This window comes from Deltaproteobacteria bacterium (assembly GCA_018668695.1).
In the GTDB taxonomy this organism is placed as follows: domain Bacteria; phylum Myxococcota; class XYA12-FULL-58-9; order XYA12-FULL-58-9; family JABJBS01; genus JABJBS01.
Map to the genome: position 1 here is coordinate 1 of JABJBS010000010.1, position 12,914 is coordinate 12,914.

A 12,914-nucleotide genomic window follows, 5' to 3' on the forward strand; every position below is an offset into this window, starting at 1 on the left:
AAAAATTTCGCTTTCCATGAGTTCACCCGGAATAGCGGCACAGTTAACAGCCACAAACGGTTTATCCCTGCGATTACTGGCTGAATGAACTGCGCGAGCGACCAATTCTTTGCCACTTCCGCTTGCTCCAGTGACTAGGACATTACATTCGGTGTCTGCGATTCGTTCGATAATTCCGAAGATCTCCAACATTTTGGGATCTTCACCAATAAAACCAGGCGCATACTTGTCGCGCCAAGCCAACCGCCGCTCAGTATCAAGGGCTGGATTGCTCCGTGCTCCAGAGCTTCGCTCGATGGCCGCGGTTAACTTCTCAAAATCGATGGGTTTGGTGATGAAATCTGAAGCGCCTGCTCTCATCGCCTCAACCGCGATGGGTACCGAGCCTTCGCCCGTGACCACAATCACTGAGCGTGCGAGATTGTCTTTTAAGGCCTCTCGCATAACCTCGAAGCCATCCATTTCGGGCATTCCAAGATCCACGAGCAAACAGTCTACAGACTTCTTCTTGAGCTTCTCGAGGCAAATCGCCCCACTGCCAGCCACATCGACCTCAAAACCGGCCGCGACCAAGGAGCGCTTGACTGCCTTTAGTATTGCGGCATCGTCATCGACGACAAGGACACGTTGCGACATCTAAGCTCAGGCCTCCCGATTCAGTTCTCATTGAATAAGATAACTATGTACATCGCAAATCTAGGTAAAATCCAACTTTTACCGAATATCAATTCCCAAGAAAATTGAATAACCACTGCGAGTTCCGAAAAATTGTTAATGAGACCTTCTCTCGTGCTATCTTGTGGCCATGCCGTGCAATGATATCCGAGAACGAATTGAAATCCGGGTGGATGATGATGACCGACTTTTGGACTACACGCTGCTTAAAAACACCTGCGGCGCTCCCGTAGGGCATCAAGCACTGCTGCTTGGTAAGCTCCGTGGCCAAATGGTTTCCGCCATCCTCAACAATGATGAGAATTCCTGGTTGAACGGGGAAACCTCCCTTACGGACGACGAAATATTTCTTTATTACAAGCATCTATTCGCAATCCGGGCCGTTTTAAAGGCAGCCTACGGAATCTCCCGCGCCGGCCCTGACGATGTTTGCGCACTCTCAAGCCTCGGATACGACATCAACGGTGCCCTGATAGAAGGGCTGATCTCAGTCGAAGCGCTTACAGAAGAGATTAAATCCTGTGGAAACTGTAAAAGTTGCGGTAGCTAAGGCGACCCAAAGGATTGCAACCGTTCACGCAGTGAACTACTTATGAGCCCTGAGATATGACTGATACCGAAAATAACAAACGCGATACCTTAGATAGCTTTCTTGCCGAAGGCATGGTGCTTGTCCAACTCGACAGCCGGCTGGATGACGTCTGCGTCCCCGAGCATCTTAAAGGCGACCCAACCCTCAGGCTCAATATCTCCGGGCGGTTTGGACTGCCCCTAGAGGTGGATGATTGGGGCGTGCGAGCAACCCTCACTTTTCAAGGCGACCCATTCGAATGCCAGTTGCCCTGGAAGGCCATCTACATAATCATCTCCCACGTTACCGGGGAGCCATGTCTTTTCGCATCTGATGTGCCACCTGAATATGTGTCTGAAGCACTTGGGCACCTCAAAAACAAGGCAACCCCTCTCGCGCAACCGCAACCGCAACCCGAGCCTGCAGCTGACCCTGAACCCAATCGCATGCACCTGCGGTTGGTCCACGACGAACCTGAATCCGCTGAGCCCACGAGCGAACCCGAAGTGGCAGTGGAAGATAACGACGACGGTCCAGATGATGACGGCCCAGCGCCTCCACCTAAAAAACCCTTCCTCTCTGTCGTAAAGTAATACCGGACAAACAATGACTGATTCACAGACTTGGTGGGAAGCAACCTTTGAGATTGCCGAGCACAGTAGCGAGGAAATGGGCGTACTACTCATTGAATCAGGTGCGCTTGGGGTTCAGACCATTTCAGACGAAATTCCGCTTCCGCGCCTACCTGATATCCACGGCAATCCCCCGGAAGCCTTAGAACTCAATATTGCGCCGGGCCACCACGTGCTCATTGCTTGTTTCGCTTCAGATCAAACTGAAGCAAGCATCCTTGCCATTGTAGAGAATTGCCACAACGGGCTCGACGCCGTGAACGCGCAGCCAGTAGAAGTTAAGCACTGCGACGATACTTCCTGGCAAACCATGTGGAAGGCATTTTTTACGCCTCGTCAGATTGGGGAGAATTTCTGGGTCATCCCCTCATGGGAGCAGGATTTTAAAGCCCCACAAGACGCTTACCCCATCATCATCGATCCCGGCATGGCTTTTGGAACCGGTCATCATGGAACCACTGCTCTTTGCTTGGCCGCACTGGAGCAAGTGCTTCAAGTGCAAACCACCCCGTCCCTTCTAGACGTTGGTTGCGGCTCTGGGATTTTAAGCATCGCGGCCAGTCTTCTGGGTGCTCAAGAAATCAATGCCATAGACATCGACCCGAAAGCAGTCGAAGTCACTCTTGAAAACGCAGAGCTGAATCAAGTTGAAGGTATTCGCGCCAGCACAGACGCCATTGAGAGAATCTCAGCCACCTACGATGTTGTCATCGCCAATATTCTGGCAAACATCCTTCTGCGGTTGGCTCCTGGTATTGTCGGTACGGTGTCTCCAGAATCCACATTGATCTTGAGTGGTATTCCGTTGCACCAAATAGATGAAGTTAAAACTGTGTTTGGCGAAGCATACTCAAAACGATGGGGCCAAACACTGCCACAGCCAAGTCTCACAGAAGCTGGTGAGTGGGCCTGCCTCGTTTACCAACCGGCCTAACCTTTTTTCGCCGAGCTCCGGCGCTTCCGGCGTTTCTTTTGTTTCCTCGCCTTATCGGCTGCTTTGTCACGCTTGGTCTTCTTCCCAAGAACCTCTGCTTCATATCGGTCAGCGAGTTCACGCCGGGCAAAAAATCGATTATTGGATTGGCTACGGGATTTTTGGGTCTTCACCTCAATCCCGCTGGGTTCGTGTTTTAGGTAAACCGCTGAAGCCGTCTTATTAACCTTCTGCCCCCCACTGCCACTGCCCCGAACAAATCGTTCCTCAAAATCTTCCTCCAAGAGACCAAGCTCAAGAAGGCGTAACCGTAAACCCTCCTGTTTTTCCTGACTAATTGGAGCTTCCACCACTCAAACCTTTCTCGGACGTACGCCGTAGATAGAAGATGCCCTAAATTCCCCTAAAGGAAAAACCCCCAGGGACGATGTACCCTATGTAAGCACAAGAGATTGTGACTACGAAAACACTCATGGAAATCCCATCCATACATTCCACCCAGCTTTATTCCCAGGCGGCGCATTTGCGTCGTCCTGGGGTAAAGTTTTTTGAAACCGAATCCCCAAAAACCGCGAGAGATCAAGTGACTATATCTAATGACGCACAAAACCGTTTGAAAGCGCTAGAAACCCTTAACTCCATCCTCGATCTCAAGAAAAATTGCATACCAGCCCTCTCTCTTCATTCCCCACAAGCGCTTGGCGAGATGATGAACGTGCTCTCAGCAAGAGGTATCGCTGGCCTTAGATGAAGACAGTTGGACCCAAGACTCGGTAACCAGTTTGCATGTACGGCTTTAAGCCTCAAACCTTACGCTTGGTTTCGATTGCGTCCAAAGTAATAGTAAATAAGCACGCCCGTAAGCGTGACCAAGCCAAACGGAATAATGCCCGTAATGAGTGGTCGCCCTACCCACCAGTCAGCCGGTGCGCTTCGCGTGCTACCCATTTGCACCATGCGCAGAACAAATACCCAACCAGCATGAATACCTATCGCCAAAAAAAGTGAACGGGTTTTTAAAGTGGCGTAAGCCAGGACCACTCCAACCATGAAGAGTGTTAGGAGGCCCCCAACCAAAAGGCGCGGCTCCGAAAATTGCCAAAAGGAATACGAGAGAACTTCGAATCCCGTCCACCACTGTATCTCACCGTCCCAAAGCTTCACCGAATGATGAGGCTTAATGAAATGCAAGACCGCAAAAATAAACGAAAGCCATAACGTGGCTGCTCGTGCGGACAACTGCTGAAGCAAAATCCCAAAGAGCGCACCACGAAAGAAGAACTCTTCAATCAACGCAACTGCAATCGCTGTGGCCGCGGCAGATAAAAACCAAAACGACAAAAGAGGGTCTTTAATCTCGATTCGCCCGGAAACCACCAGCCAAGTCGCCACAAATGTAAGCCCCATCGCGCCTACCGTAAATCCAAGTGCGAGATCACGGCGCCACCGGCTATTCTCGACCAAACCCAGCCCCCGTAGATTTTTAACGCCTATAGACCTTAAAAACGGATACAAACCCGCAATGGCCGCCACCAAAACTCCGCGGTTTAAGTATTTTGGAAACCTGAAAGGTTTAAGCTGCGGGATTAGGTCTGTTTCAATCGCCCACTGCCCCGCATGAAACATCGGAACAGAAATTAATGAGCCAGCCACGACGACAAAGGCAACATAGAGAGCGATTTTATAAAGCACAGACAAATGGAAACCCTTGGTAATATACTATGGTGTTTATCGTTAGTTGAAAGCTTGCGCACGCGAAAACACGCAATGCTCGACATTATGACGGCTACAAACTAGTAACGGGCTATGCGCACCGTTCGGATCATGCTGACCTACTTACTTTTCCCATGGGTCAGCCCCTTTTTATTTCTGCACCCGAAACTCAAGGCGGGCTTCCTCGAGCGCTTTGGGCTGAATACAATGCCCGCCCCAAAAAAAGGGCCGACCCTTTGGCTGCACGGTGCATCCGCGGGTGATGTTCTGGCCCTCGTCCCAACTGCCAAGGCCTTACGAGCTATATACCCTGATGCATCTTTAATCGTAACCGCCATGACCGACAGCGGCTTTGCGATGGCCAAGCAACAGGCTCAGGTTTTTGACCACATCCGCTACATCCCGTGGGACTTGCCTGGAGCCGTGAGACGAACCCTCAATGGCCTTCAACCTGACGCTATCATCCTAGAGTTTGCCGAACTATGGCCCGAACTGCTTCACCAAGCCTCGAAAAATAACGTCCAGGTTGTTCTTCACAATGGACGTTTTTCAAGGGAACGCCTTGAGCGGTATCGACGGATGTTTCGCCTCACTGGTAATCTCGTTGAACAGCTCACCATGCTACTGGTTCGAGATCAGGAAGAAAAAGTTCGGGCGATGGTTCTTGGAGCTTTACCCGAGTCCATTCACACCACCGGAAACACCAAGTTTGACCACCTTAAAGAACCACCGAACCCTGTTCATCTCACTGCATTTAGAGGTGAAATCAACCATACAGGTCTTGGCCCAGTCCTGGTCGCAGGCAGCACCCACGATGGCGAAGAGGAAATATTACTAGAGACTCTCTCCAACTTGCGAGTGCAATACCCAACACTCAAACTTATCATCGCTCCGCGATACATCGACCGCTCCTCTCGCTTGGGAGACCTCGGCGAAAAATACAGGTTCAAGACCAGTTTAAGAACACAATCCCCAAAGGACTGGGATGTTTTGATTCTGGATACGGTTGGTGAGCTAAGCCTCGCCTATGCTCTTGGTACAGTGGTCTTCGTGGGCGGAAGTATCAATGACCGCGGCGGACACAATATTGTTGAACCTGCATTATGCGGCAAGCCTGTCATATTTGGCCCATACATGAGTAATGTGGAAGACTCCGTGAAGCTACTTCTAGGCCGCGGCGGACTGCAGATATCCAACCCAGAGCAGCTGGTGCGTGTTCTAGGCGACCTTTTAGGCGATTCGGAGAAATGTAAATTACTCGGCGAAAAAGCGGCTTCGCAGGCTCGTTCTGTGCAAGGAGCAGCTGCGCAAAATGCGACTCATATTTCAGCAATGCTTAATCAGCGCCAAGCGCCCACATAAGCAATCCAAGACTGTTCCTCTTCAGCAGTATCCATGGGAATGAAATCGCCATCGCCTTCACCATCTTCTGTGGCGCCTTCCCAAAAGATATCAACCTTTGAGAACCCGGCTTCGACCATTAAGTCTTTTAGCTCTGGCAAAGACCACATACGCCAATCATAAGTAAAAGCCTTCTTCAGCTTACTGCCATCGTCAAACTCGAAATGGATATGACGAATTGCTTGATTGGTAATTGCGCACATTGGGCGCTGGTCCCATACGTATGTGAACCCGTCGAACTTCTTGCGCTCTTTCATTTTCTCGCCAAGGTCAGTTCCGCCATGACAATCAACAAAAAAGGCTCCGTCCTCGTTTAGCCCTTCTCGAACCTTCTTGAAGTAATCGAGCAGCACTTTACGTTCTTTGAAAATGCAATATGAGAAATTGAAGGCCACAATGAGATCGGATTTTTCTTTCGTTCCCGTGAGCACATCTTTCTTTAGCAGCTTCACGCGCTCGGCTTCATCGCCAAGTGGTTTGATGTTGCGCTGGATTCCCCAAGCAAGCGTATCGTCACAAAGGTCCAACCCAACTGCTGTGCGTTTGTTTTTACCTTTAACCCAAGCGGCACACATCGCACCCGTCCCGCAGAAATCTTCCCGCAGCGACCGTGCCTTACGGCCCTTGACGTCATTGAATATTGCATCAAGAAATTCAACATCAGCCTCTGGATTCTGAACCGAACGCTCATAGAGTTCCAGCGCATCCATCGTGGCTGCGACACCAGGCTTTTTTGATTTCTTTAATTTCTTAGGCTTCTTTGGCTTGTTACTCATGCAAAGGCATTTAGCCGACCCCTAGACTTGTTTCAAGGGTTCAAGGTAATCAAGATCTAGCTCGGCCATCAATCTCACCATATCCGCAGCGGGCGGCGCCTCAAAGGTGATAGGATCAGCTCCTCTGGGGTGAGGAACGGTAAGTCGATAGGCATGAAGCATCGTGCGGGGCACTACAATCTGACCCTGACCGCCAAGGTACATCGAACCACCGTAGAGTCTATCCCCGACGATAGGTTGACTAAGATGGGCCAGATGCACCCTTATTTGGTGGGTACGCCCGGTAAGCGGGGCAGCCACAATCAGCGCCCCTTCTCGCCCAGCAACAACGGGTCTAAAAAACGTCTGGGCCGGCTTGCCGTCGGCCTTCACTCCATGGCGAGTGCCCTTCAGCCGCCCTATCGGTTCATCAACATCCGTTTCGCCCGTAAATGGTCCCTGCACCAATGCCAAGTACACCTTGCTGGCTTTTCGCTCTCGAAAAACCTCGTTCAAGCGCTTAACGGCTCTTTGGCTACGCGCCAATACAACAACGCCACTGGTCACTGCATCCAGGCGATGAACGAGCCAGATACGGCTGTCTTTTCCCTGGCTCTCCAGCCAAGCAGGAACTACGGATTCGAGACTGGGGCTACCGAAGCGGTCATGCTCAGTGAGGAGACCGCTGGGTTTGTTCACCGCTATAATCTCGTGATCGAGATACAAAACTTCGAGCGGCTGCTGGCTAACATCTCTTTGAGCCGGCTTCGTATCTGGAGTTGCAACGTCACCCCGGATCTCCAAAATCGTTCCTGCTTTAAAGCGCTTAGATAAGATTTTTGCGGGCCGACCTTTTACAAAAACCCGTCCAGAACCAATCATTTGGCGGGCCTCTTTACGGGAAACACCTGATAAAACCGCCACGAGCCGATCAAGCCTCGCTCCGTCCTCGACCTCTGGCACCAATAATTGTGTTGTCTCAGCCTGCCCCACCACTTTAATCCTTAATCATTTTATTAAGTTACAAAAACCTACCCATGGGTCTAGCCAGAAGTATGCCGCAGTCTGTATAGTCCCGCCAACTGAGCCCTACGCCCACGGGATCAAAAGCACAAGGACCATAGGATGTTAACAGCCGCCTTATCTTTCGTTATCAGCCTCTCTGTATCGGCCACAACCGTAAACCAAGCAGATCTGGCCATGGTTTCTAGCCTCCAAGGAGAGAGAGCCTTAACTCAGCTTACGACGCAATCACCGAAGACCATCGGGCTCAATGCGGGTGATAAGCTGATCCACGTCAAGCGTTTTGAACTTCGTTCAGGATACGTGATTCGTGCGCAACGCCTACATCAGGGCGCACCGGTCATCGACCAGTCACTCGCCGCTCGATTTGACGAGTCAGGAAAGCTTCTGCGCATTAATACTGACTTTTCGCCTCTAGAGCTTGAAACCAAAACAGCAAAGCTCACCAAGAAGCAGGCGCAACTCAAAGCATTGGCTCACACCTGGGGCTTTAAAATCCCAGAAAATATCGCCAAAGGCAGCGGCCCTAAAACCAGCCTTGTCGTCTCTCCACGATTCAACACTCTAGCCTATGCGGTACTCGTAAAAGGCTTCGGCCCAGGTTCTGACCGAGTTGTACTCATTAGTGCAATCGATGGTTCAATTCTTGAGTCACGCTCATTGATTCGCCATGCAGAAGCCGAAGGCGTAGCCTTTCTGCCACACCCCTCTCCAGTGGGTGACCTTGGTACGCCTGAAGCAGTGACCCTTACCCGTCTCAACGAAGCTGAGGAAGGTGAGCCACTGATTCTCAAAGGAACTTATGTAAACGCCAGCAACTGTCTCACCGGCGCTGAAGATGTTCGAGTACTCACGTGCGATGACGCATTGCCAATCTTCGGCGGTGGCATGGTTCCAGAAGGTACCAGCTGCAGCTCACCCCTTGTTGCCAGCTTCATTCCAGAAGAATTCAAGCACCTCGCGCTCGGCCTATGCAACACCGGACATTACGCTCCAGCTGTGGACGGAAGCTTTGCAGGCTATGCGCCAAACGATGGTGGAGACGCTATCACTGATGCTCCATTCGAGGCATTTCGCGACGGCTTCGCTGAAGTTCAACTTTACCACCACGTAAATGAAGCCACTGAGTGGTTCCATGCTCTTGGTCACCCTAACCAGGGACGCCCAATCGATACGATGTGTAATGTGAGTATGCCTGGCCAAGAATTGATGTCATGCGGAACAGAAGGAATGACTGCTGCCGACGCCACTGACCACGATACCGGTGTTGAAGTCATCACAGGATGCCTTGAAGAGATTGAAGCCAACAACGAGAATGGTTTCGGTGGATTTGATAACGCCTTCTTTATGGGCGGCGGTTCGTTTACAGATATTCTGGGTTATGACGAAGGTGGTCTTTTTATGGGTCAGGGAACTCAAGGTGACTTCGCATACGATGCTGACGTCCTTTATCACGAGTTTGGTCATGCTATTGTTGGACAAATCGGAGCACTACAAAGTGGTAACCTCCTCGACTCAACAGGCGTGAACGATTCACCTGGTGCTCTCAATGAAGCCTACGCCGACTATTTCTCATCGTCTATCACTGGAGACCCTGTTGTTGGTGGATATATTGGTAATATCCTCACCGGCGGTAACGGTATCCGAACCATGGATCACGATGAAGTTTGTCCAAACTACTGGATTGGTGAAGTTCACGATGATGCGCACGGCTGGGCAGCTGCGCTGTGGGACGCGCGAGCACTTTACCCCCAAACTGAAGTTGATGACCTAACGGGCTATACCGTTCGAGTATTTGACCGCGCTGTTTACGAAGGACTCTTGATGCTTACATCCAATATGCTTCAAGACGACGCGGCACGCGAAACCATCGAAGCAGTCAAAGCTATTCCAGGACTTGCAGATGCTGATGCAACACTGGTTACTGGAGCCCTTGAAGCCCGTAACGTCATTGCATGTGAACGTATTCGTCCTTTAAGCACCAACGAGCCCATCCCTATGATGATGTTCGAAGGTGTTGGCGGCGGTGACGGAATGATGGGCGGCGGCACTACTTATAGCCCGTATGCACCACCGCCGGTTCAGTTCTCCATCGATGTAAAAGCCATCGCAGGTCAAAACCCTGAGTGTATCGGATTCAGCGCTCTACTCGGCCAGCAAGCAGCTGGCAGCGATGCTGTTCCCGATGTATTGGGCGGCGGCGGAGGCGGCCCTGTTGATTGGAATGTTGCACTTCTCTGGAATGCGGACTCACCTGTTGAATTCACGTATGCCGGAACAAACGTAAACACTGAACAAGCAGACAACGAAATCCCGGTCGTCGTTACGAGTGGCGGAGGCGTCACCACGTTCACCGCGAACTTTAATTTCCCTGAAGAAGTAGACACACTTTACCTAGCTATGGTGAACCGCACATCTGACGGTGGCGTGATTGGAAATATCCGCCTCACCAATGTTAATACCAATTGCCCTGAGCCAGAGCCGGAAGAAGAGGAAGAAGTCGAAGGCAGCGATACGACTGATCCTGGTACTCCTGGTGGCGATAACGGTGAAGGTGAAGACGAAGACGGCGGCTGTACATCAGCGAAGCCTGATGCCCTGCTCTTCTTACTCGCAGGCCTCGGATTGATGGTTCTTCGACGACGTATGTCTCACTAACAAAACGTGATTACGGGAGGGCCGTCTAGGTCCTCTCGTTTTTCACAACCTTGGCAGCTCAATCCAGCAGACCTAAGGCGACGTATCTCGGCGCCACTCTTTGCATCTAGAATTCATATAAAAGACAGAATGTGTGGAAAGTCGCCCTAAACGTCCGACATGAGGATAGGCTTGTAGCTTTCGAGGTCTTCCAGAACCATGCCGGCTCCGCGCACAACAGCCAAGAGTGGCTCTTCAGCAACAAAGACTGGAATACCCAGCTCTTCACGAAGCATATTGTCTAGCCCGCGCAGGTAAGCACCGCCGCCAGCTAGCACCAAGCCCCGCTCCGAAATATCACCGGCAAGCTCTGGCGGTGTTTTCTCAAGTGTCGCCTTCACTGCGTCAAGAATACCCTTCGCGCAATCGTTGAGCGCTTGTCGAACATCACTGCTCGTCAGCTCAATGGATTTCGGCACGCCTGAAATCAGGTCACGCCCCTTCATATCCATGAACGGCTCTTCTTCGCCTTCTGGCTGTGGCCAAACACTTCCAAGTCGAATCTTAATTTGCTCCGCCGTACGCTCACCAATCATCATATTGTGATGGCGTCGAACGTAGGTGGTGATGGCTTCATCCAGTTTATCGCCCGCTACTTTTAGACAGACGTTGGTCACCATCCCGGACATGGACACAACTGCCACATCCGTGGTGCCGCCTCCAATATCAACAATCATGTTTCCGCGTGCTTCACGAACCGGTAAACCAGCGCCAATAGCTGCAGCGAGGGGTTGCTCGATAAGCCAAACCTGGCGAACTCCCGCATTCTCCGCGGCTTCGCGAACAGCCTTACGTTCAACATTGGTGATGCCTGCGGGCACCGAAATGATAAGCCGAGAACGAATAAAGTGGCTGCGGTTGTGTACCTTCTTGATGAAATGCTCAAGCATTGCCTGTGTGATCGAGAAGTTTGCAATAACGCCATCGCGCATCGGACGAATCGCCACGATGTTGCCCGGTGTTTTACCAAGCATTTCCTTGGCTTCTTTGCCTACGGCCTTAACACGCTGTGAGTTGTCACTGCCCTTTTCAATGGCGACCACCGAGGGTTCATTTAAAACGATTCCCTGCTTACGAACGTAAACCAGGCTGTTGGCCGTACCTAAGTCAATGGCGAGGTCAGTAGAGAAAAGTCCAAACAGTGAATCAAACATATCTAAGCGAGTGCCTTCCAAGAAGGTTGAATAACGTATCGCGCTAACGCTAGGCTTCTACCGCATCGCGCCAGGAGCATAAAGTCACAAGCCATCTTTTTCTGCAACCATCAAGGTTAAAACTGGTCCTTGTCACAATGGACGGACCTTTGTACGGTGTGCCCATGAAAAAATCAGCCTCCCTCATCGTTGCTCTCTTCCTGGCCCAGGCCTGTGCCACGACGGCCCCAGCCCCAGCTCCTCAAGCTGAAGCCGCTCCTACTGCTAAAAAGGCTCCAAAAGGGCCAAGCTATGCCCAGCTCGTCGAAGTTTCCAGAAAGCTCGCTGGCCTGGGCAAAGCCGACAAAGCACTCAAATACGCAACCGAGGCTACAGAGCTGGATCCTGCGCAAGGCGGCGCCTGGGCTGTTTTAGGGCTTTTAGCGGCTCAAAAAATGGATCTAGACGGTGCCAAGGCTCTTTACCAGAAGGCCATCGAGCTAGGTTGTGACGAGCCGGAGCCCTATGCTGAACTGGCCAGTATTTATGATATTTCCAAAGACTACGCCCAAGCCATCGCTACTTACCAGGCATGGTTGGCCAAAAAACCAAACGACCACGAAATGCGACATCAAATGGCCTTATCGCTGCTTATTCAGGGCAAGACTGCGGACGGCATCCGAGAATTCGAGGCATTGGTAAAAGCTCTACCCGGTAATAAGACATTTTTAATGGATCTTGGTTACGCACATCTACGCCAAGGGAAACTGGTCAAAGCCATTGCGCAGTTCGAAGCTGTGCAGCCCGAAGGCGCGGCTCCATCCTTGGATTATGAACTGGTGGTGGCTGTGGTGCAGAAAATGAGCGATCCCAAACGTGCCCTGGCATTTGTTGAGAGATTTGCTGTGGCGGGACCCGCCAAAGACAAGCTGGTAGCGCACCTCAAGACGCTTCAAAAATAAGAAGCGCCGTTTGGCTCGGTAAGATTTAAGAGTCCATCAACTTCTTTTGAATCAGTGCGACCGCTTCTTCAGTGGGTATCCGGATCTGCTCCATCGTATCCCGGTCTCGAATCGTCACGGTGGAGTCTTCAAGGCTCTGGCCGTCTACAGTGATGCACCAAGGCGTACCAATTTCATCGTGCTTACGATAACGCTTACCAATTGCATGCTGCTCGTCGTATCGAGCATTGATGCCCGCTCGTGAGAACTGCTTAACAAGAGCCCGCGCGGCTTCCGGCATGCCATCCTTCTTAACCAACGGCAAAACCGCCACCTTAATAGGCGCAAGTCTTGGGTGAAACTTCATCACCACCCGCGTTTGCATATTGCCTTTGGCATCAGGAACTTCTTCTTCACAGTATGCATCCAGCAAATAAAC

The 12,914-nt window shown here is 51.3% G+C and carries 13 protein-coding genes; 6 read left to right on the plus strand and 7 right to left on the minus strand.

What is annotated here, in order from left to right:
- Positions 1–636: sigma-54-dependent Fis family transcriptional regulator (locus HOK28_00475; GenBank protein ID MBT6431533.1), on the minus strand; the 636-nt coding region annotated here is incomplete at its 3' end.
- Between the two features lie 169 nt (positions 637–805).
- On the opposite strand from HOK28_00475, the gene HOK28_00480 reads away from it, so the two are divergent.
- From HOK28_00480 to prmA, 3 genes are read left to right on the plus strand one after another with little or no spacing between them, the layout of a single operon-like run.
- A complete protein-coding gene (locus tag HOK28_00480; GenBank protein ID MBT6431534.1) occupies positions 806–1,225 on the plus strand; it encodes a hypothetical protein in 420 nt (139 codons plus the stop codon).
- Between the two features lie 56 nt (positions 1,226–1,281).
- Complete coding sequence (locus tag HOK28_00485; GenBank protein ID MBT6431535.1) at positions 1,282–1,839, plus strand: stringent starvation protein B; 558 nt, start codon at positions 1,282–1,284, stop codon at positions 1,837–1,839.
- A 13-nt stretch (positions 1,840–1,852) separates the two neighbouring features.
- Positions 1,853–2,812 carry a 50S ribosomal protein L11 methyltransferase gene (gene prmA / locus HOK28_00490; GenBank protein ID MBT6431536.1) on the plus strand — a complete coding sequence of 320 codons (960 nt, stop codon included), beginning with the start codon at positions 1,853–1,855 and terminating at the stop codon, positions 2,810–2,812.
- Here prmA and HOK28_00495 read toward each other — a convergent pair.
- Together HOK28_00495 and HOK28_00500 are read right to left on the minus strand one after the other, a co-directional pair.
- Positions 2,809–3,165: a peptide chain release factor-like protein gene (locus HOK28_00495; protein MBT6431537.1), complete on the minus strand. Its 357-nt coding sequence runs from the start codon at positions 3,163–3,165 to the stop codon at positions 2,809–2,811. The genes prmA and HOK28_00495 overlap by 4 nt on opposite strands.
- Positions 3,166–3,622: 457 nt before the next feature.
- The gene (locus HOK28_00500) at positions 3,623–4,504 is read right to left on the minus strand and encodes a CPBP family intramembrane metalloprotease (GenBank protein ID MBT6431538.1); all 882 of its coding nucleotides are present in this window, start codon (positions 4,502–4,504) and stop codon (positions 3,623–3,625) included.
- Positions 4,505–4,618: 114 nt separating this feature from the next.
- Between HOK28_00500 and HOK28_00505 the strand changes: the two genes are divergently transcribed.
- Complete coding sequence (locus tag HOK28_00505) at positions 4,619–5,887, plus strand: 3-deoxy-D-manno-octulosonic acid transferase (GenBank protein ID MBT6431539.1); 1,269 nt, start codon at positions 4,619–4,621, stop codon at positions 5,885–5,887.
- Here the strand turns inward: HOK28_00505 and HOK28_00510 are convergent.
- Together HOK28_00510 and HOK28_00515 are read right to left on the minus strand one after the other, a co-directional pair.
- Positions 5,866–6,702, minus strand: a complete 837-nt coding sequence (locus HOK28_00510; protein ID MBT6431540.1) for a class I SAM-dependent methyltransferase — start codon at positions 6,700–6,702, stop codon at positions 5,866–5,868. The two genes, HOK28_00505 and HOK28_00510, sit on opposite strands and share 22 nt — an antisense overlap.
- A gap of 21 nt (positions 6,703–6,723) precedes the next feature.
- Positions 6,724–7,674, minus strand: coding sequence for an RluA family pseudouridine synthase (locus HOK28_00515; protein MBT6431541.1), 951 nt, complete (start codon positions 7,672–7,674; stop codon positions 6,724–6,726).
- Between the two features lie 132 nt (positions 7,675–7,806).
- Between HOK28_00515 and HOK28_00520 the strand changes: the two genes are divergently transcribed.
- A complete protein-coding gene (locus tag HOK28_00520) occupies positions 7,807–10,362 on the plus strand; it encodes a hypothetical protein (protein MBT6431542.1) in 2,556 nt (851 codons plus the stop codon).
- A gap of 146 nt (positions 10,363–10,508) precedes the next feature.
- On the opposite strand, the gene HOK28_00525 is transcribed toward HOK28_00520, so the two are convergent.
- Entirely contained in the window at positions 10,509–11,555 is a 1,047-nt protein-coding gene (locus HOK28_00525) for a rod shape-determining protein (GenBank protein ID MBT6431543.1), read from the minus strand.
- Positions 11,556–11,719: 164 nt separating this feature from the next.
- Between HOK28_00525 and HOK28_00530 the strand changes: the two genes are divergently transcribed.
- Positions 11,720–12,496, plus strand: a complete 777-nt coding sequence (locus HOK28_00530; protein ID MBT6431544.1) for a tetratricopeptide repeat protein — start codon at positions 11,720–11,722, stop codon at positions 12,494–12,496.
- Positions 12,497–12,521: 25 nt separating this feature from the next.
- Here HOK28_00530 and HOK28_00535 read toward each other — a convergent pair.
- A partial coding sequence (locus tag HOK28_00535) for a glycine--tRNA ligase (protein ID MBT6431545.1) occupies positions 12,522–12,914 on the minus strand: 393 nt, incomplete at its 5' end.

What these genes read in the sequence shown, in the direction of transcription:
- HOK28_00485 (MBT6431535.1), top strand. Translation starts at nt 1,282, where the DNA reads ATGACTGATACCGAAAATAACAAACGCGATACCTTAGATAGCTTTCTT.
- HOK28_00530 (MBT6431544.1), top strand. Translation starts at nt 11,720, where the DNA reads ATGAAAAAATCAGCCTCCCTCATCGTTGCTCTCTTCCTGGCCCAGGCC.
- HOK28_00525 (MBT6431543.1), bottom strand. Translation starts at nt 11,555, where the DNA reads ATGTTTGATTCACTGTTTGGACTTTTCTCTACTGACCTCGCCATTGAC.
- HOK28_00505 (MBT6431539.1), top strand. Translation starts at nt 4,619, where the DNA reads ATGCGCACCGTTCGGATCATGCTGACCTACTTACTTTTCCCATGGGTC.
- HOK28_00520 (MBT6431542.1), top strand. Translation starts at nt 7,807, where the DNA reads ATGTTAACAGCCGCCTTATCTTTCGTTATCAGCCTCTCTGTATCGGCC.
- HOK28_00510 (MBT6431540.1), bottom strand. Translation starts at nt 6,702, where the DNA reads ATGAGTAACAAGCCAAAGAAGCCTAAGAAATTAAAGAAATCAAAAAAG.
- prmA (MBT6431536.1), top strand. Translation starts at nt 1,853, where the DNA reads ATGACTGATTCACAGACTTGGTGGGAAGCAACCTTTGAGATTGCCGAG.
- HOK28_00480 (MBT6431534.1), top strand. Translation starts at nt 806, where the DNA reads ATGCCGTGCAATGATATCCGAGAACGAATTGAAATCCGGGTGGATGAT.